The 23,767-nt window shown below is 37.9% G+C and carries 22 protein-coding genes and 1 pseudogene; 5 read left to right on the top strand and 18 right to left on the bottom strand.

Features of this window, described 5'->3' with window-relative positions:
• The 11 genes and pseudogenes from OSO01_RS10305 to OSO01_RS10260 form a co-directional block, all read right to left on the bottom strand.
• Window positions 1-168, bottom strand: a pseudogene (locus OSO01_RS10305) (Fe-S cluster assembly protein SufB); the annotation flags it as partial.
• A gap of 39 nt (window positions 169-207) precedes the next feature.
• On the bottom strand, window positions 208-636 hold the full coding sequence (gene sufU / locus OSO01_RS10300; protein WP_147210346.1) for a Fe-S cluster assembly sulfur transfer protein SufU: 429 nt from the start codon (window positions 634-636) through the stop codon (window positions 208-210).
• Complete coding sequence (locus OSO01_RS10295) at window positions 623-1,846, bottom strand: cysteine desulfurase (protein WP_147210345.1); 1,224 nt, start codon at window positions 1,844-1,846, stop codon at window positions 623-625. The genes sufU and OSO01_RS10295 overlap by 14 nt, the downstream gene beginning before the upstream one ends.
• Window positions 1,846-3,156: a Fe-S cluster assembly protein SufD gene (sufD, locus tag OSO01_RS10290; protein ID WP_147210344.1), complete on the bottom strand. Its 1,311-nt coding sequence runs from the start codon at window positions 3,154-3,156 to the stop codon at window positions 1,846-1,848. Before sufD ends, OSO01_RS10295 begins: the two co-directional genes overlap by 1 nt.
• A gap of 17 nt (window positions 3,157-3,173) precedes the next feature.
• A complete protein-coding gene (gene sufC / locus OSO01_RS10285; protein WP_077602046.1) occupies window positions 3,174-3,962 on the bottom strand; it encodes a Fe-S cluster assembly ATPase SufC in 789 nt (262 codons plus the stop codon).
• Window positions 3,963-4,314: 352 nt separating this feature from the next.
• On the bottom strand, window positions 4,315-4,467 hold the full coding sequence (locus tag OSO01_RS23355) for a YuzK family famiily protein (RefSeq protein ID WP_175637096.1): 153 nt from the start codon (window positions 4,465-4,467) through the stop codon (window positions 4,315-4,317).
• 534 nt (window positions 4,468-5,001) lie between these two features.
• The gene (locus tag OSO01_RS10280; protein WP_147210343.1) at window positions 5,002-5,322 is read right to left on the bottom strand and encodes a thioredoxin family protein; all 321 of its coding nucleotides are present in this window, start codon (window positions 5,320-5,322) and stop codon (window positions 5,002-5,004) included.
• A gap of 110 nt (window positions 5,323-5,432) precedes the next feature.
• Window positions 5,433-5,792, bottom strand: coding sequence for a toprim domain-containing protein (locus tag OSO01_RS10275; RefSeq protein WP_371863292.1), 360 nt, complete (start codon window positions 5,790-5,792; stop codon window positions 5,433-5,435).
• Window positions 5,793-5,962: 170 nt separating this feature from the next.
• Window positions 5,963-6,343 carry a glycine cleavage system protein GcvH gene (gene gcvH / locus OSO01_RS10270; protein WP_147210341.1) on the bottom strand — a complete coding sequence of 127 codons (381 nt, stop codon included), beginning with the start codon at window positions 6,341-6,343 and terminating at the stop codon, window positions 5,963-5,965.
• Between the two features lie 73 nt (window positions 6,344-6,416).
• Entirely contained in the window at window positions 6,417-6,773 is a 357-nt protein-coding gene (locus OSO01_RS10265) for an arsenate reductase family protein (RefSeq protein WP_147210340.1), read from the bottom strand.
• Between the two features lie 17 nt (window positions 6,774-6,790).
• A complete protein-coding gene (locus tag OSO01_RS10260; RefSeq protein ID WP_147210339.1) occupies window positions 6,791-7,267 on the bottom strand; it encodes a DinB family protein in 477 nt (158 codons plus the stop codon).
• Between the two features lie 262 nt (window positions 7,268-7,529).
• Here OSO01_RS10260 and OSO01_RS10255 point away from each other — a divergent pair, with 262 nt between their 5' ends.
• On the top strand, window positions 7,530-8,342 hold the full coding sequence (locus OSO01_RS10255; protein ID WP_147210338.1) for an ion transporter: 813 nt from the start codon (window positions 7,530-7,532) through the stop codon (window positions 8,340-8,342).
• A gap of 42 nt (window positions 8,343-8,384) precedes the next feature.
• Here the strand turns inward: OSO01_RS10255 and OSO01_RS10250 are convergent, their stop codons facing one another.
• From OSO01_RS10250 to OSO01_RS10240, 3 genes are all read right to left on the bottom strand, one after another.
• Window positions 8,385-10,169: an acyl-CoA dehydrogenase FadE gene (locus OSO01_RS10250; protein WP_147210337.1), complete on the bottom strand. Its 1,785-nt coding sequence runs from the start codon at window positions 10,167-10,169 to the stop codon at window positions 8,385-8,387.
• 24 nt (window positions 10,170-10,193) lie between these two features.
• Window positions 10,194-11,369, bottom strand: coding sequence for an acetyl-CoA C-acetyltransferase (locus OSO01_RS10245; RefSeq protein WP_147210336.1), 1,176 nt, complete (start codon window positions 11,367-11,369; stop codon window positions 10,194-10,196).
• An 89-nt stretch (window positions 11,370-11,458) separates the two neighbouring features.
• Window positions 11,459-13,852 (bottom strand): 3-hydroxyacyl-CoA dehydrogenase/enoyl-CoA hydratase family protein, encoded by a 2,394-nt coding sequence (locus OSO01_RS10240; protein ID WP_147210335.1) that lies wholly within the window; start codon window positions 13,850-13,852, stop codon window positions 11,459-11,461.
• Window positions 13,853-14,301: 449 nt separating this feature from the next.
• Here OSO01_RS10240 and OSO01_RS10235 point away from each other — a divergent pair, with 449 nt between their 5' ends.
• From OSO01_RS10235 to OSO01_RS10220, 4 genes are all read left to right on the top strand, one after another.
• The gene (locus tag OSO01_RS10235) at window positions 14,302-15,051 is read left to right on the top strand and encodes a metal ABC transporter ATP-binding protein (protein ID WP_147210334.1); all 750 of its coding nucleotides are present in this window, start codon (window positions 14,302-14,304) and stop codon (window positions 15,049-15,051) included.
• Window positions 15,052-15,072: 21 nt separating this feature from the next.
• Entirely contained in the window at window positions 15,073-15,897 is an 825-nt protein-coding gene (locus tag OSO01_RS10230; RefSeq protein ID WP_147210333.1) for a metal ABC transporter permease, read from the top strand.
• 14 nt (window positions 15,898-15,911) lie between these two features.
• Entirely contained in the window at window positions 15,912-16,325 is a 414-nt protein-coding gene (locus tag OSO01_RS10225) for a Fur family transcriptional regulator (RefSeq protein WP_147210332.1), read from the top strand.
• 218 nt (window positions 16,326-16,543) lie between these two features.
• On the top strand, window positions 16,544-16,993 hold the full coding sequence (locus OSO01_RS10220; protein ID WP_147210331.1) for an SH3 domain-containing protein: 450 nt from the start codon (window positions 16,544-16,546) through the stop codon (window positions 16,991-16,993).
• A gap of 191 nt (window positions 16,994-17,184) precedes the next feature.
• On the opposite strand, the gene OSO01_RS10215 is transcribed toward OSO01_RS10220, so the two are convergent.
• The 4 genes from OSO01_RS10215 to OSO01_RS10200 form a co-directional block, all read right to left on the bottom strand.
• Window positions 17,185-17,991: a VLRF1 family aeRF1-type release factor gene (locus OSO01_RS10215; protein WP_147210330.1), complete on the bottom strand. Its 807-nt coding sequence runs from the start codon at window positions 17,989-17,991 to the stop codon at window positions 17,185-17,187.
• A gap of 207 nt (window positions 17,992-18,198) precedes the next feature.
• The gene (locus OSO01_RS10210) at window positions 18,199-19,518 is read right to left on the bottom strand and encodes a hemolysin family protein (protein ID WP_147210329.1); all 1,320 of its coding nucleotides are present in this window, start codon (window positions 19,516-19,518) and stop codon (window positions 18,199-18,201) included.
• 422 nt (window positions 19,519-19,940) lie between these two features.
• On the bottom strand, window positions 19,941-21,446 hold the full coding sequence (locus OSO01_RS10205) for a BCCT family transporter (RefSeq protein ID WP_147210328.1): 1,506 nt from the start codon (window positions 21,444-21,446) through the stop codon (window positions 19,941-19,943).
• A gap of 475 nt (window positions 21,447-21,921) precedes the next feature.
• Window positions 21,922-23,403 carry a C40 family peptidase gene (locus OSO01_RS10200; protein WP_147210327.1) on the bottom strand — a complete coding sequence of 494 codons (1,482 nt, stop codon included), beginning with the start codon at window positions 23,401-23,403 and terminating at the stop codon, window positions 21,922-21,924.
• Between the last annotated feature and the right edge of the window lie 364 nt (window positions 23,404-23,767).

Raw genomic sequence — 23,767 nt, 5'->3', positions numbered from 1 at the left:
ATCTAATGCCTTTAGACGGTAGTCAAGCATCCACTGTGGTTCTTCCTTCATTTTCGAAATTTCTTTAACAATATTTGGCGTTAATCCTTTTTCTGTACGGAAAATAGATACGTCTTTATCATGAAATCCATATTTATACTCTTCAATTTCCGGCATATTTTTTGCCATTGTTAATAACCTCCCTCTGACAGAATAAAAACTTCTGTCTTATTCGTCGTGCACTCCCTTTTCCATCGCTTTCCATGCAAGTGTTGCACATTTAATCCTTGCAGGAAATTGGGAAACTCCCTGAAGTGCCTCGATGTCGCCCATATCCTCTGAATCGATATCTTCACCTAACATCATTTTAGAGAACATTTCTGACATTTTTAGTGCCGTTTCTACTTCCAGTCCCTTAATCGCCTGTGTCATCATGGATGCGGATGCCATACTGATGGAACATCCTTCTCCCTGGAATTTCGCATCCTTTACAATCCCATTCTGGATATCTAACTGCAATTGAATACGGTCACCGCAGGTCGGATTATTCATATCCACTGTCACAGAATCCTTTTCAAGTGTTCCTTTGTTGCGCGGATTTTTATAATGATCCATAATAACTTGTCTATAAAGTGTATCGAGGTTATTCAAAGCCATTCCCAAAATACTCCTTTGTCTTTAACAGCCCTGCAACTAAAAGATCAATATCCTCTTTCGTGTTATAGAGATAGAAACTGGCTCTGGCGGTTGCAACCACATCCAGCCATTTCATTAAAGGCTGTGCACAATGATGACCGGCCCGGACAGCGATTCCTTCCGCATCAAGAACTGTCGCAGTATCATGCGGATGTACGTCATCCAGATTAAAGGTCACCAGCCCTGCCCGTTTCCGAGGTCCATAAATTTGAATACCATCGATTGTTTGCATTTGCTCCAGCGCATAGGCTGCCAGCTCTGTCTCATGAGCCAGTATTTCATCCTGACCGACTTCATTTAGAAAATCGATTGCTGCTGCAAGCCCAATTGCTCCAGCAATGATAGGTGTACCGCCTTCGAATTTCCAAGGCAGCTCCTTCCATGTAGAATCATATAGATTCACAAAATCAATCATCTCTCCGCCAAATTCAATCGGCTCCATACTTTCTAAAAGCTCCTGCTTGCCATAAAGAGCACCAATACCAGTCGGTGCACACATTTTATGACCTGAAAAAGCATAAAAATCACAATCTATATCCTGCACATCCACCTTGATGTGCGGAGCTCCCTGTGCTCCATCTACAACCATTACAGCTTGGTGCTGATGGGCAATTTCCGTGATCTCTTTTATTGGATTAATCGTTCCAAGAACATTGGAAACATGCGTTGTTGCAACGATTTTTGTCTTTTCATTTACTGTATTCTTAACATCATCAAGTGAAATTGTACCGTCTTCTTGTAACGGCAGATACACTAAGCGAGCTCCAGTTACTTTAGCAGCCTGCTGCCAGGGAATCAAATTACTGTGATGCTCCATTGGAGTGATCACTATCTCATCATCCGGGCCGACATTGGCTCTTGCGTAGCTTGATGCTACCAGGTTCAGCCCTGCTGTTGTGCCCCGGTTAAAGATAATTTCTTTTGTGCTCTTCGCATTAATAAATTCCCGAACCTTTTCACGTGCTCCCTCATACTGATCAGTCGCTCTTGACCCAAGGGTATGCACCCCACGGTGAACATTGGAATTATTATATCTATAATAATCACTCACCGCTTCGATAACCTGAACCGGCTTTTGTGAGGTTGCGGAAGAATCCAAATATACTAAGGGATGCCCGTTCACTTCCTGTTGAAGAATTGGAAATTGTTCTTTAATGGCTTTTACATCCATTAATAAACTTTCCTTTCAATCACTTGTGTTAATTGTTTACGCACAGACTCAATTGGAATTTGAGATACTACAGGTGCTAAGAAACCATGAATAACTAATCGTTCTGCTTCTTCCTGCTCCAGCCCTCTGCTCATAAGGTAATACATCTGCAATGGGTCAACACGGCCTACAGAAGCAGCGTGACCTGCTGTTACGTCATCTTCATCAATTAGAAGGATCGGGTTGGCATCTCCGCGAGATTTTTCACTTAGCATTAATACGCGAGATTCTTGCTCAGAGTTCGATTTAGTACCGCCATGCTCAATTTTACCGATAGCGTTAAAAATAGTGGTCGCTGCACCCTTCATAACACCACGCTGTAAAATATAAGCGTCTGTTTGTTTTCCAAACTGGCGGATACTTGATGTGAAGTTCTGTGTTTGTTTCCCTCGTCCAACCGAAACAGCTTTTGCTTCTGAATTTGAATTATCCCCTAACAGGTAAGTGATATTTTCAGAAATTGTATTTCCGTCATTCATTTGACCAAGCGCCCAGTTGATTTGTGCATCACGTTGAGCTACTCCGCGACGATTAACATATGTTGTCGTACCTGCCGCAAAGTTATCTACTGCACCATAAGCAACCTGTGCGTTATCATGTGCAAATACTTCTGTTACAAGGTTGGCAACAGTCTCTTCTGTATCATTATGAGAAATATAGTTCTCTACATAAGTCACAGAGCTTCCTTCTTCTGCTACAACAAGCACATGATTTAACAGTGCACTGTCTGTGTCCTCCTGCCAGAAGATTGCTTGAAGCGGATCTTCTATTTGTACATTCTTAGGAACGTATACAAATACCCCACCGTTCATAAGTGCAGCATGAAGTGCTGTCAAACGGTTCTGATCTACTGCAACAGCATCATTCATATAATATTTTTCTACCAGCTCACTATGCTCATTAATTGCTGTGAAAATATCTGTGAAAATAACGCCTTTATCCTGAAGATCCTGTGCAAGACTGTTATATGCCGCAGTTTGATTACGTTGAATATATAAGTTCTCCATGCTGGCATCTTTATCAAAGTATGCTTTCAGCTCTTCAGGCAGTTCATCAAGAGAAGCAATTGTAGCTGCTTCTTTATAAGAATGCTGGAAGTCTGTAAAATTCCAGTTCGAAATTTTTGTTTTATCCGGTTTTGGCATGTCTAATGAATCAGCCATTTCCAATGCTTTTGAACGAATCGTAGCCATCCAGCCCGGTTCATTGCGATCTTTGGAAAATGCTTGAATATATTCTTGATTGAATGGAAGCTTTGTTTCTACAGTCATGATTACCCCTCCTTACATTACGCGTTTTGTTCTGCAGTTTCTTCGTCTTCAATTCCTAATTCTTCTTTAATCCACTCATAGCCTTCTGCTTCAAGGCGTTTTGCAAGCTCAGGTCCGCCTGATTTTACAACACGGCCCTGCATCATTACGTGAACAAAGTCGGGTGTAATGTAGTTTAATAGACGTTGGTAGTGAGTAATAATTAAGCATCCAAAGTTATCAGAACGCATTTTGTTGATTCCTTTTGATACTACTTTCAGTGCGTCGATATCAAGTCCTGAATCAATTTCATCAAGGATAGCGATATCTGGCTTTAATTGCATTAATTGCAGAATTTCGTTACGTTTTTTCTCTCCGCCGGAGAAGCCTTCATTAAGGTAACGTGTTGCCATATTTTGATCTATATCAAGATAGTCTAAATCTTTGTCAAGTTCTTTGATAAACTTCATCAATGGAATTTCATCGCCTTCTTCACGTTTTGCATTGATTGCAGAACGAAGGAAGTCAGAAGTTGTTACACCACTAATTTCACTTGGGTATTGCATTGCTAAAAATAGACCAGCGCGGGCACGTTCATCTACTTCCATTTCTAATACATCTTCCCCATCAAGTGTGATAGTTCCCTCTGTTACTTCGTATTTAGGATGTCCCATGATTGCAGATGCCAATGTGGATTTACCTGTACCGTTTGGTCCCATGATTGCATGGAATTCTCCACCTTTAACCGTTAGGTCTACCCCTTTTAATATCTCTTTGTCTTCAATAGATACATGAAGATTCTTAATTTCTAATACTGAGCCTGACATAAATCATACCTCCAAAACTTTATTTTAAATGAAATGAATAATATATTCATTCTCAATTTATTCTCATTACAATCTTAAAGCATTTCAAATTAATTCGCAACTGTTATTATCCGTCTATAAGACGCGTCAAAATATACCGTTAAAGGAGTATTTAAAAACCCTTTTTCAGCCTGCTTGCGGAAATTTCTGTTCTCTTTATTTTTCATCTAAAAAAACCGAAAAATAGATTACTTTCTTCTGTAAAAACACAGTAAAAAATACCTATTATATTCCACTCGGCTTCCTTCTGTTTCCAAAAGTTTGTTTCATATAAAAAAGCTGATGCCCTTTGACACCAACTTCTTTATTATCTTTATTTCAAACGTCTGAGTTCTACTCCTGATGAGATCATTTTCGCATTTTGATATTCTTTTTCTCTTTGTTCTTCTACTTTTAATTTCTTTTCCAGACTTCTGTCATATTCTTGGTAATTGACGCCTCTCGATTGTCCAATAGCTTTTTCCATTTCCGAAGTGTAGCTTAAACCATTCTCAGTGGTAATAATAAATCATCCTTTCGGTTTGTTTAACACAATAAATATGCTAACACAGGTATGATTCCCGCACAAAATTGATTTAAACTTATATTTTCGGATAATTTATGATAATCGTTCCTCACGAATAGCTAAAGTCTTATATCCTTAATATTCTTCTAAAATGCTCGTTATTATGCGCTGATTGGCGCCAGAACAGTGATACCTTCATAGTTATTGATAATAAAATCTTGAATTTCTTGGGTTTACAGTACCCAACTAATTTATTCAACATTTTTTTATCTTCTGGGCACGTTGTAATAACATCATTTTATTTAAAGAAATTACCTTTTAAATTATTGAAGGCTGCTTCGATTTTAAAAGGCAAACCTCTTCCCCGCTCCAGATAAGAGTTTTCATATTTTATTAATGAAGTGTCAGCATATTATCATGCGATTCAAAGATTGCCATTCATATTTTCTACAGTCTCACTAAGGTTCAAGGTGATTATTCATTAAATTCCAAAGCTTAGTTATTTAATGCTGTGAACAGCTCTGGTTTATACCTCATTAAATACTGATAAATATTTGCTGTAGATTTAAATGTGTACACTTTCTCCACAGCTTCTCCGTCTTCCATAAAAACGAGACAGGGGACACTTTCTATTTTGTGCTGCTGCATAAACTCCGGATGCATGGAAGCATTCATTTCTGAAAAAATATCCTCCTTGTGCATTTTTTCCACATTCTCAAGCATTGCCCGTGCTACCGTACACGTCCCGCAAAATGGTGTATAAATATATAATATGAGCCGATGATGACTTACTTCTGCTTCATTAAACTGTTTCAAGTTGATTCCCCTCAATCTTTCTCCTCTTCATGAATATCAGAAGAAATATTAGCCTTTGCAACAAATTCCTTGATGAATAAAATCTATTTTTATTTTAACGTGTAAACTTATTATTTTGCAAGATAATTGAGGTCTATTCCGATTCGCTTGCCAGCCAGAATACTTGCCAATGTCTTCATTGGAGTAGCTGCAACTTCTCTGAATTCACTGCTTACATAAATATGCTCTGCATGCGGCAATTCTCTTGCCAGCTGCTTTCGAAGTTTCATTCCGGATTCATCCTCGTCCACAAGAATAAATACATCAGTATCATCCAAATGATAATATTCCAACAGTTCCTCAAATCTTTCTACGCCTATGGTTCCATTTGTACAAACAATGGTGATGGTATTATCGTCAAGAATTTTTTCAATATGTTTTTTATCAGATAACCCTTCAACGATTATAACTTTACTGTAATCATCTTCCATCATCGTCTTGCACTCCTTATCGCAACTAATATGCTTTTTCTATATTATATGAAAAGAAAAGAGCTAACTATACACGAATGTGGAAAAGTCAGCTCTTTTCACCCTTTTTTAGAGCCCTTTTGAAAACTTCAGATGAATATTCTCTAAAATAGGCGCGTAAGGTAATTACATTATTCTTCTATAAATTCCTGGTATGCTTCTGCATCTAATAATTCACTTAGATCATTATCATCCTCAACCTCAATAACGATCATCCATGCTTTTTCGTATGGTGATTCATTTACAAGCTCAGGACTGTCTTCCAGCTCTTCATTTACTTCTACAACTTTTCCGCTTACAGGAGCATATAGCTCGGATACGGTTTTAACTGATTCTACACTTCCAAATGGCTCATCAAGCTCTAAAGAATCACCGATTTCCGGTAACTCCACAAAGACAATATCTCCAAGCTCATCTTGTGCGAAGTCTGTAATCCCAATACGAACTTTTCCATCCTCTTTCTTTACCCATTCATGTTCTTTTGAATATAAATAATTCTCTGGCAAGCTCATTTCGTATCCCTCCAAAATCATCATTATTTCTCTTTAACTATACATTGAAGCGGGTTTAAATTCTAGCCCTACCTTACTTCCAAACAGATTCATAGGTTTCTTCATTAAAACCGGCAGTCACTTTCTTTCCATCTGTCAGGATTGGCCTTTTTATTAACATACCATCAGAAGCTAAAATCTCTGCCATTTCCTGAGATGATAAATCATTTATTTTTTCCTTTAAGTGAAGCTCACGATACTTTTTACCACTAGTATTAAAAAACTTCTTTGCAGGCAAATCGCTTGTCTCCATCAATTCCAGAATTTGGGTTTCACTTGGAGGCTCCTCTACTATATGAATTGCTTTATAATCGATTTGATTTTCATCCAGCCATTTTTTCGCATTTCGGCAGGTACCGCACTTGGGATACCAGTAAAAAGATAATGTCATTTATATTCCTCCGTTCTTTACTCCTGTTCCTCTTTTGTCGGCCCCATGACTCCCGGTACCTTCAAGCCAGCTTGTCTAAGTAAAACTGTCATTTGACCGCGGTGATGAATCTGATGACTGACCAGCATCCGCAGAATACTTCCTTTCGGAGCAGGTCCGCCAAAATCACCGGTTTCATTTACTAAAGCCTCATTTGACAGTTGTTCTTTTGCTTTCTCTACAACACGTTTTGAAATATCCTCATATGCTGCCAGAATTTCATTTGCTTTTGCCGGATTTTGATCAGGGTCGTAAGGAGACTCGAGATTAACGCCTACTAAGCTCATGAAAAATACAGGACTGTTCACTAAATGCCAGCCTAGCCAGCCGAGACTGTTATGTCCTTCTTCAATAGATTGATCCAGTTTTTCATCTTCTAAAGCTTTCAATACCGCTTTGGTTCCATCAGCAGACTGTGACCATTCTGTTAAAAAATCATTTAATCTTCGATACATGATAGCCCCTCCTATATTTTGATTTCTTTTTTATTAGCGTACCATGAAACTTCAGCTTTAATCCAATATATTGAATTGTTTTTAAGAGGGTTATTTTCTCATATGAAATCACATAGTTCAAAATGACAAACCAATTAAAAATTAGTACAATAAACAACGGGTATGTCTTTGCATTGATTAATAGAATCTATTATTTGAGACACTTCAATTTACGTGAATATTCTTTAAAAAATGATACGTACTAAAGAAAGGACACACGTTAATGACATGGAAAGCTTTTCAAAATAGATGTGCTGCCATCGCAGAAAATAAAATATTTACAGATATCATTATCGGTCTTATTTTACTGAATGCTATTATTGTTGGATTAGAAACATATCCGGCAATTAATCAGCGCTATGCAGCGTCTTTGTATTGGATAGATGCTGTGCTCCTTATTATTTTTATGGTAGAAATTATGATCCGGATTATTGGCAGCTATTCACTTGCTCATTTTTTTAAAAATCCCTGGAATGTATTTGATTTTGTTATTGTAGCAGCCAGCATTCTATTTGTCGGTTCTAATTATGTAATTGTCTTGCGTATTTTCAGAATACTCCGGGTACTCCGTGCCATTTCCATTATTCCATCATTAAGAAAAATGGTGAATGCACTTCTGTTAACAATTCCTTCAATGGGAAATATTATGATCTTGCTTGCCATTTTCTTTTACATCTATGCTGTTATCGGTACCATGTTGTTTCAATCCATTGCTCCTGATCATTTTGGATCGCTTCACCGGACCTTGTTGACCTTATTTCAGCTTATCACGCTTGATTCCTGGGCAACAGGCGTGATGTATCCTATTTTAGAAGAAACCAGCATAGCTTTAATCTATTTTATTTCTTTTATCCTTATTGGCGCATTTGTCATTATTAATTTATTCGTTGGGGTAATCGTAAATAATGTAGAAGAAGCAAATCGTGAAAATCAGCCCACGCCGACTGATTTAAAGCTGGAAGCGATGGATAAAGAACTCAAAGAAATTAAAGCTTTACTAAAAGAGGATGTTCAAAAAGAAGCAACGAAGGAATAAATCGTTGAAAAGAGGCTGGATATCCAGCCTCTTTCTGATGTATCAAACAATATATTTTTCTTCCTCAATAATTTTTGCGGCAATTTCACGTTTCTTTTTAACCGTATTGATTGGTGTATGTCTGGTAAGCTTACGCAGAGAGGACAGCATGATACGCAATGTATCTCCTTCTTCTGCTGTAATTAGAATTTCCTTTGCCGCTGCTTCTATCCGGTTAAATGCTTCCTGGACATAGACTTCTGTATACATTAACTTTTGATGTGCTTTTTCCAGTCCAGCCTTAGCAATGGCTTTTTCTGTACGAAGAATAGCAGACTCCATATTAAATACTTCCGCTGTCATATCAGCTAATTTAATTAGAATTTCTTGTTCGCGGTCTAATTTTTTGCCATATTTCTGTGCTGCTAAACCAGCACCCAGCAGAATCATTTTTTTCGCATTTCTTAATAAATACTTTTCTTGTTCTAAAGCTTCTGTTCCCACTTCCTCCGGCATCATCATCATTAATTCTTCCTGCAGCCCCTGTGCCTTTTCCAACAGTGGCAGTTCACCTTTTAAAGCTTTTTTCAGAAGCGTTCCCGGTACAATAAGTCTGTTAATTTCATTGGTTCCCTCAAAAATACGATTAATACGTGAATCACGGTAAATACGCTCCACTTCATACTCCTGCATAAAACCATACCCGCCATGCAGCTGAACAGCTTCATCTGCTGCGTAATCCAGTAATTCTGTAGCCATATATTTTGTCATCGAGCACTCAATTTGATACTCAGCGATTGCCCGGGCGACTTCACGGCCATCCTGCAGCTGTTCGTCGGATAATGCACCCATCCGCTGTTCAAATAACCCCACGGTTCGATAAACTGCACTTTCATTTGCATAGATTTTTGATGCTATTGTTGCTAATTTTTCCTGTGTCAAAGTGAAGCTTGAAATAGGCGTTTGGAATTGTTTACGTTCATTCGCATACTTTGCTGCTAATTCTAAAGCACGCTTCGATCCTCCTACTCCGCCGACAGCCAATTTATAGCGGCCCACGTTCAGAATATTAAAGGCAATCACATGTCCGCGGCCTTTTTCACCTAACAGATTTTCTACAGGAACTTCCGCATCCTCTAATACAAGCGTTCTTGTGGAAGAACTTTTAATTCCCATTTTCTTTTCTTCCGGTCCTGTAGATACACCAGGGTACTCTCTTTCAACAATAAAAGCACTGAAATGCTCACCGTCAATTTTTGCGTATACGACAAAGACATCCGCAAAAGCTGAGTTGGTAATCCATTGCTTCTCTCCATTTAATATATAATGTGTGCCTGCATCGTTCAATTTCGCTGTTGCTTTTGCTCCAAGTGCATCAGAACCTGAGCTCGGCTCTGTTAATGCGTAAGCAGCAATTAACTCACCAGTAGCTAATTTAGGTAAATATTTTTCCTTTTGCTCCTCATTACCAAAGAAGACAATTGGCAGTGATCCAATTCCAACATGTGCTCCATGGGTAATTGAGAATCCTCCTGCACGGGAAAACTTCTCTGTAATTAAGGAAGAACTGATTTTATCCAGAGCCAGACCGCCATATGCTTCTGGGACATCTGCACCTAGCAGGCCTAATTCTCCTGCTTTTTTGAGCAGCTTAACAGAATGGTCAAATTCATGATTTTCCAGATGATCAATCTTAGGAACAACTTCTCCCAATACAAAATCTTCTGTTGTTTTCGCAATCATCCTATGTTCATCTGTAAAATCCTCTGGTGTAATGATATCCTCTCCGGAAATATCCTCAACTAGAAAACCGCCGCCTTTAAATAATCTTTCTTTTGTCTCACTCATTATTATTACCCCTTTTCTAGTAGTTTATAAAAGCTCAAATACGCCTGCAGCACCCATACCGCCGCCGATACACATGGTTACTATCCCGAATTGCTCGTTTCTCCGCTTCATCTCATTCATTAAGCTGACTGTCAGCTTTGTGCCAGTACAGCCCAGCGGGTGACCTAACGCAATGGCACCACCATTTACATTCACCTTATCTGTATCTAAATCTAACGCTCTGATAACCCGCAGTGCCTGTGATGCAAAAGCTTCATTTAATTCAAACAACCCTATATCAGATAACTCTAACCCGGCCATTTTTACTGCCTTTGGAATTGCTTCTACCGGTCCGACGCCCATAATTTCCGGTGCTACTCCAGCTACAGCAAAGGAACGGAATTTTAGAATTGGTGTTAATCCTTCTGCCTCTGCCTTTTCTCTATCCATTAATAAAACAGAAGCTGCCCCATCACTCATTTGTGAAGCATTCCCGGCAGTAACACTGCCTTTTATATGAAAGACCGGGCGCAGTGAGCTTAAAACCTCTATATTTGTTCCTGCACGGACTCCCTCATCCATTTCAAAGGAGAAGGATTTTTCTTCAATCTTATTGTTCTTTCCTACAAAACGTTCTTTCACTTCTACAGGAACAATTTCATCCTTAAACAGACCTTTCTCCATTGCTGCAGCAGCGCGTTCATGACTCTTTACTGCAAAAGCATCCTGATCTGCTCTTGAAATGTCAAAACGATTTGCTACTTCCTCTGCCGTATGTCCCATGTTCATATAGTATTCTGGCGCATTTGCAACCAGGGCCGGGTTGGGTTTAATGACATGCCCGCCCATCGGAATCATAGACATCGATTCTGCACCGCCAGCAATAATTGTCTCAGCAGCACCGACCATAATTCGTTCGGCACCGTAGGCAATCGTTTGTAATCCTGAAGCACAGTAGCGGTTTACGGTAATTCCCGGTACATCATGACCTAGCCCAGCCAGACCGGCAATATTACGCGCCATATTCATTCCCTGTTCTGCTTCCGGCATTGCACAGCCAATAATCACATCATCTATTGACCCTTGATAATTACCGGCTCTTTTTAAGGTTTCTTTTACAGTTAAAGCTGCCAGGTCGTCTGGCCTTACATCCCGTAATGATCCTTTATTTGCTTTTCCTACTGGTGTTCTTGCACCAGCCACAATTACTGCTTCTTTCACGGATATGCCCTCCTTTAAATGCATGCTCCCTTTAAGTACGTGTTCAAAAAGTTCGATAAATTGGGCTTTTTGAATAATCTCTTTTGAGATTAATTTCGCAACGGCTTTCCTTTTACCAGCATATGCTGCATTCTCTGCTGAGTCAGCGGTTCTGCAATAAGGCTTAAGAATGCTTCTCTTTCCAGATCAAGCATCACCTGTTCATCAATCTCTGTACCTTCCTTTATCCTTCCGCCAGATAAGACATAGGCTAATCTTTCAGCAATTTTCAAATCATGCTTCGAAGCATATCCGCCATAGTGCAGCGATTTTGCTCCCATAACCATTGCTGCATAGCCCGCTTCTCCGACAACCGGAAATTTCTCCCTCACAGGCTTCTCATAACCTTCGTTGAATAAAGATAATACACGTTTTTTGGCATCGTAGAGAACGTGATCCGGATTTCTGCTGATGCGGTCATTTTTATTCAGATATCCATTTTCCATAGCTTCTCTAGCAGAGGTGGACACCTTAGCTGTTGCTACTTTTTCAAAAACATCATTTGCAACCTTCGTTAAGTCAAAATCTACACCTTCGGGAAGATTTCTAAGCTCTTTTAAATAAAGCTCCTTTGTGCCTCCTCCTCCAGGGATAAGCCCGACTCCAAATTCGACAAGCCCCATATAGGTTTCTGGTGAAGCCTGAATCGCTGCAGCCGGCAGAGATACTTCCGCACCGCCGCCTAATGTCATATTAAATGGTGCAGCAACTACCGGTTTGTCGGAATACTTAATATTCATCGTCATATTTTGAAATTGGCGGATTACAAGATCTAATTCGAAAATATTATCATCCTGCGCTTCCATCAGCATCATCGCTAAATTGGCACCGACACAGAAATTTTTGCCCTGATTTCCAATTACAAGACCTTTGTAATTTTTATTTACTTCTTCAATCGATTCATTGATCATCTGGATAATATCCAGTCCGATAGCATTACTTCTTGAATGAAACTCCAGAAGTGCAACGCCATCTCCAATATCAATCAGGCTGGCACCGGTATTTTTTTTGATAACTCCCTTTTGTTCTTTTATTGCTGCCAAGGATATTTCTTTCTTGTTTACTTCCTTTTGTTTATAGCCATCTTCATGGTAAAAATAACTATCCCCTTTTTCCTGTTTATAGAAGGTTTCATTCCCTTCTTCCAGCATATCTAGCACCCAGCTTGGCACCGTCGTATCTTCAGCCTGGATACGTTCCACAGCAGCACTTACACCAATAGCATCCCAAATTTCAAATGGTCCTAATTCCCAGCCAAAGCCCCATTTCATTGCATCATCAATGGAAACAACATCATCTGCAATTTCTCCGACTAAATCAGCGGAATATAGTAATACCGGCTTAATAATAGACCAAATAAAATCAGAAGCTTTATCTCCTTTTTGATTTATAAGCGCTTTCATTTTTCTTTTAACGCCTTTTTCCTGCTTTGCTAATTCTACCGCTGCTGTTTTTAATTTCTTTCTTTCCTGGTACTCTAAAGTTCCAGGGTTAATTTCTACAATTGTACGGTCTTTTTTCTTTTCATAAAATCCTTTACCACTTTTCGCACCAATCCAGCCTTTCTCAATCATCTGCTTTAAAAAGTCGGGAACAGTGAAAATTTCTTTCTCTTTTGGATTAGATACATGATGGTAAACATTATTTGCCACATGATAAAATGTATCGATTCCCACTACATCCAACGTCCGGAATGTCGCACTTTTCGGTCTACCAATCAATGGGCCGGTAATTGAATCTATCTCTCCGACGCTTAGTCCCTGTTTCTCCATTTCCTGAACAGTCACCAAAAGTCCGTAGGTTCCAATCCGGTTTGCAATAAAATTAGGGGTGTCCTTCGCCTCTACAACACCTTTACCTAACACATCTTCCCCAAATGTTTTCATAAAAGAAAGTACTTCCGTTCTTGTCTTTTCCGTCGGAATAACCTCTAATAATTTCAGATAACGAGGCGGATTAAAAAAGTGTGTACCTAAAAAATGCTCCTGCATATCTTCTGAGGAATCCGCAATCATTGCTTCAACAGAAATTCCTGATGTATTAGAGCTGATAATAGTCCCTGCTCTGCGATGCGCATCCACCTTTTCGAATAACTCTTTTTTCGCATCCAGGTTCTCTACAATAACCTCAACAATCCAATCTGCTTCTGATAGAAGCGTTAAGTCATCCTCCAAATTAGCAACCTGAATCAGCTCTAAGCTTTTTTTAGACGTTATTGGCGACGGCTTTTGTTTTAACAGCTTTTTCTTGCTCTCTTCAACAATCCGGTACCTGACCTTTTTGTCTTCTAATGTAAGTCCATGCTTCTTTTCTTTGTCTGTCAAGGAATCTGGTACTCTATCAAACATTGTTACAGATAAACCTGCATTTGCTAAATGAGCGGCAATACCAGAACCCATCACTCCTGAACCTATTACTGCTGCACTTTTAATGGAATATGTCATTTCACAATCCTCCAGCCTTTCTTGAATGAATGTTCATTCATTTTTGAGCCAAAAAATAAAAGATATTGGCATATCAAATATCTCACATTACTTATACTATAACGGAATATTTATTTTTTGGCAATATTTTTCACAGTATTTTTGTAAAGGGTTTCAAACAGCTTTTTCTTTACTTGTATAAATATATTATCTGCACTGGCTGACACTCGCCACTGCGATATTATATTCTAATCCAACTGCAGTTCATTGATTGTTAATCCCTCGAACTTTATTGATTTGCGTACTGGACACATTCTCACGAAAAAACTAGTTTCTTCTATATTAATAAATGTTTTATTTAAGGCATTCACAAAATCGTAATCATTCCTATTTACAAAAAGCGCCCCTTGCGATATCATAGATAAAGTACTTTTTATTATAATTTGTTACCATAAGAATGGAGGAATAAGATGACGACACCTGTTGTATCCATGTCTAATATTAACTTCCATTATGGATCTCGTAAAGTCTTAGATAATATAAACTTTGAAATTCCCAATGGAGCTTTTATGGGACTGGTTGGTCCAAATGGTGGGGGAAAAACCACCTTAATCCGGCTGATCCTTGGCTTAGAAAAACCGGAAACGGGAGAAATAATGGTTTTTGGACAGCCTATTCAAAAACTAAAGAATAAAGATCGAATCGGCTTTGTCTCACAAAAAGCAAATTCATTTAATAAAGGGTTTCCTGCAACAGTATATGAAGTAGTTGCTTCCGGGCTCACTGCACAGCTTGGCTATTTCAGATTTTTGACCAAAAAAGATAAGCAAAAAATTCATGAGGCTATTGCACAGGTTGGTATGACAGAATATACGAAACAAAATATTGGAAACCTGTCTGGCGGTCAGCAGCAGCGAATCTTTATCGCAAGAGCCTTAGTCAGTGATCCTGAGCTGATCATTTTGGATGAGCCGACGGTAGGAATTGACTATGAAAATGTAAAAAGATTTTATGAGCTTCTTTACAAACTGAACACAGAATACAAAAAAACATTACTGCTGGTAACGCATGATACAGGCACCATGACCCAGTATGCGACAGACATTGTTTGTTTAAATAAAACAATGCATTTTCATGGAAACCCTGATGAATATGCGTCACTTACGGAAGCAGACTTCTCGCAAATTTACGGTCATCCGGTAAGTCTGGTTACACATTAATTCATAGTTGGAGGATAGACAATGCTTTTGGATTTTTTAACTTACCCCTTTTTAAGATATACTTTTCTTACAGGTATCTTAATTGGTATAATTGCTCCTTTATTAGGAACTTTTATCGTAGTGAGACGGCAGTCATTAATAGCTGATGCCCTTTCACACGTCACTTTAGCCGGAATTTCTTTCGGTTTGATGGCTGAAAAAAAATATGGCTGGGTTATTTCCCCAATATATAGCGGAATGGTGTTTTCTGTGATTGGCTCGATTTTCATTGAAAAGCTGCGTACGGTATATAAAGCCTACCAGGAAATATCAATTCCTATTATTTTATCTGCCGGTGTAGGTCTCAGTGTCATTTTCATCTCTATTGCTGACGGATTTAACACAGATTTATTCAATTATTTGTTTGGATCGGTATCGGCAGTAACTATAAATGATTTTTATGTCATTTCCGGAGTTGCCGCCTTTGTTCTTGTTATTATCTGGCTCTTTTTTAAAGAATTATTTGCCATGTCCTTTGACGAAGAACAGGCAACTATCGCCGGACTGCATGTGAAATGGATCAATATGCTGTTTATTATATTAACAGCACTGGTTATAGCTGCTTCTATCCGTATTGTAGGTGTATTACTTGTTTCAGCTTTAATGACCTTGCCGGTAGCAGCTAGTATGCGTATTGCTAAAGGATTTAAACAAATGATTTTCCTGTCAATCCTCTTTGGTGAAGTTGCTGTTATATTTGGAATTATTTCAGGTTACTATTTAGACATTCCACCAGGCGGAACGATTGTTATGACATCGTTATTCATATTATTAATCGCTATAGGAATTAAAAAAATACGAAAATAAATGGAGGTTTTTCGATGAATCTTCAAGATGCAATCAATGTATTAAAGGAAAAAGGATATAAAACAACAGGGAAACGTAAGGATATCCTGGAATTCTTTGCTTCCGAGGATGGATACCGGCCTGCAAAGGATTTGATTGTTCATCTGGAAAACAAGTATGGTACAATCAGCTTCGATACAATCTATCGTAATCTGCATTTGTACCATGATTTAGGCATATTAGAAAAAACAGATTTAGAAGGTGAAAAACATTTTCGGTTAAGCTGCAGCCATCACCACCATCATCATTTTATTTGTACAGACTGCGGAAAAACAAAAGAAATTGATATCTGTCCAATGGATACAGCTACTGCAGAACTGACAAATTATGAAATTGATGACCATAAATTTGAGATTTATGGAAGATGCCCCGCTTGCCTGAATGCTTAAGGAATTTGTTTCCAACTGAATCATGACCTTTCATCTGCAGGATTCGTTTCTAATGCTATCCCGTTTCAAATTCTTAAAAAATTTGAAACGGGATTTTTAATTTAAGTCTCTAAACTTATCTATTTTGTATACCCTAAAAAATTTTGGGAATTGTGTTTCTTTATATCGAAAAGTTATGTATACTACCTTTAGAACGTTTAAAATAGGAGCAGAGTAATATGCGCAAAAGTAGCAAATTTCGATTATTTTTATTATTTATCGCAGGAATTGTTTTTGTTGTATTTGTTTTCATTATGCAAAGACAATTCAACAATCCTGAGTTCGACTACCAAAATGAAGTCGCAGGAGTAAGTCAGTCCGAACAGGATGAAAAAACAGAGGATACTGACAAAGCTGATGAGGAAGCAGATACAGATGATGAATCTAAGGAAGAGGCAGAAGAAGCTGATGAAGATACTGACAATTCCACTGGAGAGGATTTTCAGGTTACAGCAGATTTATTAAATATCCGCAGTGGGCCCAGTGCAGATAGTGAAGTAGTAGCAACACTGGTTACAGGAGATATTGTTCAAGTTATCGGTGAAGAAGATGAGTATGAATGGGTTGAGGTCACTTATCAAGATGTCACCGGCTACGCCAATGCTGGATACTTAGAACCGGCTGAGTGATAAGAGTAAAGCTTTTTATCAGCAAAATGACATCCTCATAGAAAAACCGAACTTTTTTCCTTCTTCATCTGATTGATGAATAGGAAGTTAAAGTTCGGTTTTTTATTAATGGAATTCACTGCTGCCTTTCATAAAACAGAGTGAAGCTATGGCTCATGGAGAATGCCACGTGATAAGCCGGCTTCTCCTGTTTAATCCAGCACTTTTTCTAAAATTTTACTTTCTCCATGATCCAGCATATTTTTTAAGATAACATCTTCCACGTCCTTATTCATTTCTGTTTCCAGTGTTTTGGACGCCGGCGCTTCACCAACAATGAAAATTCGTTTCCATTCCCGGTCTTTGGCCTGCTTGTCCAGCTTAGGAGCGATACTTTTATACCACCGATATTGATTTGCTTCATAACGATCGCTGAACAGGTCTCTTTGTATGTTACTCGATCCCATACCTTGTTTCGCTCTGCCATGACGCGGTCCCTGTTTTACCTTCCATGTGTCCTCTTCCACATCTAATTCGTATTCTGCTGTATCTTCAACCTGATTTAAATTTGTATCAATCAGCTTAACTTGATCTTGCTGAACAAGAATAATACCTGTTCTCGGGTATTTCTCTGACAGTGTGTTTAATTGATCCAACACAGGACTTTCCTGCCATTCAAATTCATTTTCCAAGCGCATCTGAACACGCTCAGCAAACCAGACCTCCTCGTCTGCTGATGCTACGATAATAACTCCCTTCATTACATTTCTTTCAATTTCATCCATAAATTTCTTTACTTTTTTCTTTATTTTTTTGTAGTTTGCAAGCTCTTCTTCATTATTTCCTTCTTTTAAATAATGTTCAAAGTTATTCAATCCATTTTTAAGGTGGATTTTCCATTCTCCGCCTTGCTGATCTGGGTCGCTTAAATCTGTATTGAGGTACATTGTAAATATCTTATTTGCTCCAGATCCTCTTACATTCTCTAAATCTTTTACAATATTTTGAATGTCTTTCATTATATATAAGCCCTCCTCCAAAATCAGTATATATTTAGTATGTAACCTAAATATTAAGAATTTAAACTTCAATAACATACAAGCTTGATAATAAAAGATTTTTATACAAAAAAACCGAACCTCTTCTGAATCCATTTTGCTTTACTAGACTCAGGTTTGTTCGGTTTTTTTATGTTTTCTATTTTTTAATTACTTTAAAATAAGCTTTTATTCTATCTCAGATTCTTCCTCAGAAATCTTTGTTATTTTCACTCTCTTAATCTGATACCCATCCTTTTCAACAAGAACAAATTCATACCCTTCGAACTCCATTACAGTCCCTACCTCCGCTTCGAGGTTGTGGGTAAAAAACCAGCCGCCGATAGTATCTACTTCATCATCTTCCAAAGTAATACCCAGCTTCTGATTAATATCATCCAGGCTGACCCGGCCAGCAACTAAATAAGTTGTTTCGTCAATTGTTTCAAAGTCGGGTACTTCATCTTCATCAAATTCATCCCGGATATCTCCAACGATTTCCTCCAGAATATCCTCAACAGTAACTAACCCTGCTGTGCCGCCATATTCATCATTTACAATAGCCATATGAATTCGTTCCTTTTGCATTTTTAAAAGGAGCTGGCGAATTGGTGTTGCTTCGGATACATGAATAATCGGACGGATATAATCTTCAATTGTCGCAGGTTCATTATTGCTCAGCTTTCCAGTAAATACTTCTTTTAAGTTTACCAGACCGATAATATTATCCTTATCTTCATCGGCAACCGGATAACGGGTGAATTGACCTTTGTGAATGATCTCAATATTTTCTTCAAAACTATCTTCCGTCGAAAAATAGACCATTTCTGTTCTTGGTGTCATAATTTCTCTGGCTACTCGTTCATCAAATTCAAATATGTTATTTACATACATCATCTCTGATTGATTAATTTCACCACTTTTATAGCTGTCAGCTAAAATTAAACGTAATTCTTCTTCGGTATGCGTCTCCTCATGTCCACTCATCGGTTTTAATCCGACTGCCCTGGTTAATAATCGTGCTGATCCATTTAATAACCATATAAATGGAAATAACAGGCGATAGAACCAAGTCAGTGGCCATGCGACAGCTAACGTTACCTGCTCTGCTTTTTGAATTGCTAATGTCTTTGGAGCAAGCTCCCCGACAACTACGTGCAAGAATGTTGCAATCAGGAATGAAATTAAAATGGAAAGCGTCGTAACCAGACCTGTTCCAATATTAAATTCCTCCAAAAGTGGATGTAGCATTCTTTCAAATGTCGGCTCTGCTAAACGCCCAATTCCGAGTGCTGTAATTGTAATCCCCAGTTGACAAGCAGATAGATACTCATCAAGATGTGTAACGACCTTTTTAGCTGCAGCAGCCGATCCTTTTCCAGCCGCAATATGCGGCTCCAGCTGAGTACTTCGAATTTTTACAATAGCAAACTCTGACATAACAAAAAAAGCAGTTAATGCGATTAAAATAGCAACCGCAAATAAATTTATGATGGTCGATATGTCCAATTAAGATCCTTGTGCAAGGATGCACAAGGATTTCACCTCCTGAAAATTTAAAGATTATTTATTAGATTTGTGTTCAAAAAGTAAGATGTAAAACGCTAAGATACTCTTCTACGAATGTCATTTGTTTTACTTTTTGAATCCCCTCTTTTAGTTTGTTATAAAGGTTCCCCTTATAACATTTTTTCCTTCGCACGCCGATGATCCAAATGATCAGGCTGCTTAAATATTGCCATATGATTATTATAAATACAATTCCGCATTACCTTCCCATCGAATCACCCTTTCTCCTATCTTTATTATAATAGATAAAGGCATAATATGTCTACTTGACTATCGAAGTATACCAAACAAACTTGCAGTCGGAAAAATAAGCCAGCTGTCATTATAACGACAGCTGGCTTATTTTCACTTTATCTTATAAATTAACCCTTGGTTTTATCCTTTTCCTCTCTCTGCAGAATTTTAATAAAGGAGATCATCAATATAATGATAATAACCACAAATGGCAATGCAGATGTAAGAGATGCAGTCTGCAGGGCTTCCAGTCCTCCTGCAACTAAAAGAACAACTGCAATAGCTGTAATTAACCCTCCCCAAATAAATTTTGTAATTAGTGACGGGTTCAAACTCCCTCTAGATGTCATGCTTCCTAAAATATAGGTTGCGGAATCCGCTGAGGTAACAAGGAATGTAAAAATCAGAATAATTGCCATAAGAGAAGTGATTGTACTTAGCGGTAAGGTACCAAATGTCTCAAATAATGCCACAGCTAAATCGTTATCTACTGCTTCAGCAATCATGGTTCCATTTCTTAAATCACTATATAAGCTTGTTCCTCCAAATACAGCAATCCATATACAAGCAATGGCGGGAGAAGTCACAAGAACACCAAAGATATACTGGCGGATTGTACGCCCTCTTGATACGCGTGCTACAAACGCACCAACAAATGGGGACCATGAAATCGCCCAGGCCCAATAGAAAATAGTCCATTCCGTCACCCAATTGTCTCCAGTATATGGAGTTAAACGTAAGCTATATCCGACAAAATTCGTTAAATAATCTCCTAACCCTAATACAAATGTTTCTAAAATAAATACCGTTGGTCCTGCTAGAAAAACAAAGACAAGCAGAATTAAACAAAATGATAGATTAATAGTACTTAGCCATTTCATTCCTCGATTCACACCACTGATAGATGATCCCAAATACACCAGCAGCATAGCGAACGCTATTATAATTTGCATCCATACACCGTCAGGCAGCCCAAAAACAGATGATAAACCGCCACTCATTTGCATAATTCCTAATCCTAGAGAAGTCGCTACTCCCATAACAGTAGCAATTACCGCAAGTGAATTAATAGAGGTGGCTGCAAGTGGATTATTTCCTACGACAGGTTTTACGGCTGTTGAAATTAATCCATCTTTACCTTTACGAAATTGCAGATAGGCAATAACAAGTCCGACTAATGCAAAAACAGACCATTGGCTAATTCCCCAGTTAAAAAAAGCATATCCCATAGCCACTCTTGCAGCTTCTTCCGTCTGGGGTTCTAAGCCTGGAAACGGAGTGTCAAAAAAGTGGCTCATCGGTTCTGCTACACCCCAAAATACCAGTCCTGAACCAAAACCTGTAGAAAACAGCATCCCTATCCAGGGAAAGAAACCAAATTCAGGCTTTGAATTTTTTGGACCTAATCTCATCTTGCCATACTTACTAATAGATACACCTATTAGAAAAATGACAAATACAAAGACAGATAAAAGGTAAAACCATCCAAAATTCTGTGTTGTAAAATCAAATAATCTTGTTGCTACACTTTGAAAACCTGTTGGATTAACCGCGCCGATAATAACCAAGGCTAAAATCACAGATGCAGATATAAAAAATACAGGATTTAAAAAGCTTTTTCTATTTTTTCTCATACATCGATCCTTTCTATGTTTATTTACGGGGAAGGATATATGTTACTATTCCCAATAACTAAGAAGGTAAACTATATTATTTTTACAATGCAATCATTTTGATGAGACTGATAATAGAAGTTCTTTCATTAGATAGGGTCGAGGAATATAATTGGCTACTCTGTCAAACAAATAATTACATAAATAAAGTAAAGGATATTTTTAAGTAAGCATCTTTATCTGTCCTAATAACATCAAAACAGTCTTATTTCACTTTATATGCAGAATTTATTGTACTAAAATACTTCTGATTTAAAACGTTTTATTCTATATTAATCGGGTATATATAAATATCAATTCATTTCCAGAAAAATGATTACTATAATACCAGAGTATCAGACAAGAATTGACATGATTATAGCAGTACTCACAAAATAAAAAAGCCCTCACACGAAGCATTTCTTCATGTAAGGACTCTTGGTAATATGACTGATTATTATTGTACGCGACGTACTGTTCCGCTGAATTGGCCGCCCCAATAGCTTCCTGGTGACATATCAGCAACCGCAACACCTGTGCTGCTTTGAGAACCAATAAACTTGTTGTTTCCTAGATAGATACCAACATGACCATTTGTTCCATTTGTATTAAAGAATACTAAATCTCCAGGCTGTTTACTACCTGAATCAACAGCTTTTCCAGTGCCAACTAATGCACCAGTGTAAGATGGGATGGAGTATCCAGCTTGAGCGAATGCCCAAGATACAAATCCAGAGCAATCAAATCCTGTGCTCGGGCTTTTTCCTCCCCAAACATATTGGTTTTGATAAGTTTGGCCTTGCGCAGCGCTAAGTACTGCACTGATTCCAGAACCTGTAGATGGAGCAGATTCTTCTTTTGGCTCTTCTTTCTTCTCAGGTTTTTTTGGTGCTTGAGTTTGAGCTTGGTTAGACTCACTTGATCCGCCATTAGAACCTGATTCAGTTGTGCTGGAAGAATTATCACTATTTCCAGAGTTATTATTATCATTGTTATTAGTATCTTCATTATTTGAAGCTGCTTCTTCCTGACTGACAGGAGCTTCTTCTTGTTCAGCCGGTTCTTCAGCTGATTCCTCACTAGACTCATTTTCAGTATTGCTTTCTTCTTCACTGCTATCTTCGTTTGAACCTACACTGGCACTTGCTATTAATGTTTCCGGTGCTGGAGCAGTTGCAACTTCTAAACGGTCAGCTACATCTTGCTCAATTGCAGCTAAGCGGGAATCTTCAATTTGTAAATCATCAATAAGTGCTGTCAACTCATTTTCTTTATCCTTTAAAGAAGACTCTTTATCCTCAGCAGCATCTTTTTGTTCTGTAATAGTATTATTAATACCTGTTAAATCTGTTTTTAATTGATTTAATTCATCAAGCTTCGACTCAACAGTTTCCTGTTTATCAGCTACTGCTTGTTTGTCTTCTTCCTGCTGTTCAAGTAAAGCTAAATCAGAATCAGTAATTTTATTTACTGCAGAAACACGTCCTACAAAATCACTGAAATCCTGTGCTCCAAACAATACTTCAAGATAGCTGATATCTCCACCGTTTTGCTGTAGAGATACTGCACGTTCTTTCAAAATCTCCGTACGTTTTTCAATTGCTTCTTCTAATTCACCAATTTCAGCTTCCAACTCACTGATTTCAGCTTCAGTTGTAGAAATCCCGTCTTCTGTTTCATCCAGCTTTTGCTGATTTTTTTCAAGAGCTGAATTTAAATCATCAATTTCCTGCTGTAAATTTTGTAGGTCAACTAGAACATCAGCTACTTCGTTTTCTGCATCTGATAGATTAGCTTGTACAGAATCACGATCTTCCTGTACTTGAGATTGCCGATTTTCTAAATCCTCTACTGATTCTGCCTTTACTGGACCTGAAAAAAATACACTACTTAATCCTACTACGGAAGCCGCAGTCAATGTCATTACTGTCTTTTTCAACTCATATTCCCCGCTTTCAAATTTTACACCGCAAATCTATTATCTATGTATTTTGTGCCGATTATCTGCGATTCTTTTATTTTTATATTCATATTATTTTCTTCATTTATTTAATAACTTTGTAAATCTTATCATAAGAAAATGTCATGCATATTATAGAAATATTACATTTATATTTCAATAACGACAAATCCATTTAAAAATCGGCATAGATTGTACGTCGTTCCCCATCTGTCAGCATTCATATTCTAGTAAATTTGTATTGGATTTATTTTATTTTCCCGAAAAATATACTATATGCATATTCTTTCGTCATTTAATTCACATAAAAATGATACAATACAATGAATGAAAGATTATACTA

Source organism: Oceanobacillus sojae (genome assembly GCF_007991515.1).
Classification (GTDB): Bacteria; Bacillota; Bacilli; order Bacillales; family Amphibacillaceae; genus Oceanobacillus; species Oceanobacillus sojae.
This window is presented reverse-complemented; position numbering and strand designations above follow the sequence as displayed.

Coding starts and splice junctions, on each gene's coding strand:
- gcvH (WP_147210341.1), bottom strand. CDS start 6,343: ATGAGCTTGCCAGAGAATTATTTATATTCAAAAGAACATGAATGGGTA.
- OSO01_RS10255 (WP_147210338.1), top strand. CDS start 7,530: ATGACATGGAAAGCTTTTCAAAATAGATGTGCTGCCATCGCAGAAAAT.
- OSO01_RS10265 (WP_147210340.1), bottom strand. CDS start 6,773: ATGACATTATCTTTTTACTGGTATCCCAAGTGCGGTACCTGCCGAAAT.
- OSO01_RS10275 (WP_371863292.1), bottom strand. CDS start 5,792: ATGGAAGATGATTACAGTAAAGTTATAATCGTTGAAGGGTTATCTGAT.
- OSO01_RS23355 (WP_175637096.1), bottom strand. CDS start 4,467: ATGGAAAAAGCTATTGGACAATCGAGAGGCGTCAATTACCAAGAATAT.
- sufU (WP_147210346.1), bottom strand. CDS start 636: ATGGCTTTGAATAACCTCGATACACTTTATAGACAAGTTATTATGGAT.
- OSO01_RS10250 (WP_147210337.1), bottom strand. CDS start 10,169: ATGAGTGAGACAAAAGAAAGATTATTTAAAGGCGGCGGTTTTCTAGTT.
- OSO01_RS10230 (WP_147210333.1), top strand. CDS start 15,073: ATGCTTTTGGATTTTTTAACTTACCCCTTTTTAAGATATACTTTTCTT.
- sufD (WP_147210344.1), bottom strand. CDS start 3,156: ATGACTGTAGAAACAAAGCTTCCATTCAATCAAGAATATATTCAAGCA.
- OSO01_RS10235 (WP_147210334.1), top strand. CDS start 14,302: ATGACGACACCTGTTGTATCCATGTCTAATATTAACTTCCATTATGGA.
- OSO01_RS10205 (WP_147210328.1), bottom strand. CDS start 21,446: ATGAGAAAAAATAGAAAAAGCTTTTTAAATCCTGTATTTTTTATATCT.
- OSO01_RS10215 (WP_147210330.1), bottom strand. CDS start 17,991: ATGAAAGACATTCAAAATATTGTAAAAGATTTAGAGAATGTAAGAGGA.
- OSO01_RS10295 (WP_147210345.1), bottom strand. CDS start 1,846: ATGGATGTAAAAGCCATTAAAGAACAATTTCCAATTCTTCAACAGGAA.
- OSO01_RS10260 (WP_147210339.1), bottom strand. CDS start 7,267: ATGTATCGAAGATTAAATGATTTTTTAACAGAATGGTCACAGTCTGCT.
- OSO01_RS10225 (WP_147210332.1), top strand. CDS start 15,912: ATGAATCTTCAAGATGCAATCAATGTATTAAAGGAAAAAGGATATAAA.
- sufC (WP_077602046.1), bottom strand. CDS start 3,962: ATGTCAGGCTCAGTATTAGAAATTAAGAATCTTCATGTATCTATTGAA.
- OSO01_RS10220 (WP_147210331.1), top strand. CDS start 16,544: ATGCGCAAAAGTAGCAAATTTCGATTATTTTTATTATTTATCGCAGGA.
- OSO01_RS10240 (WP_147210335.1), bottom strand. CDS start 13,852: ATGACATATTCCATTAAAAGTGCAGCAGTAATAGGTTCAGGAGTGATG.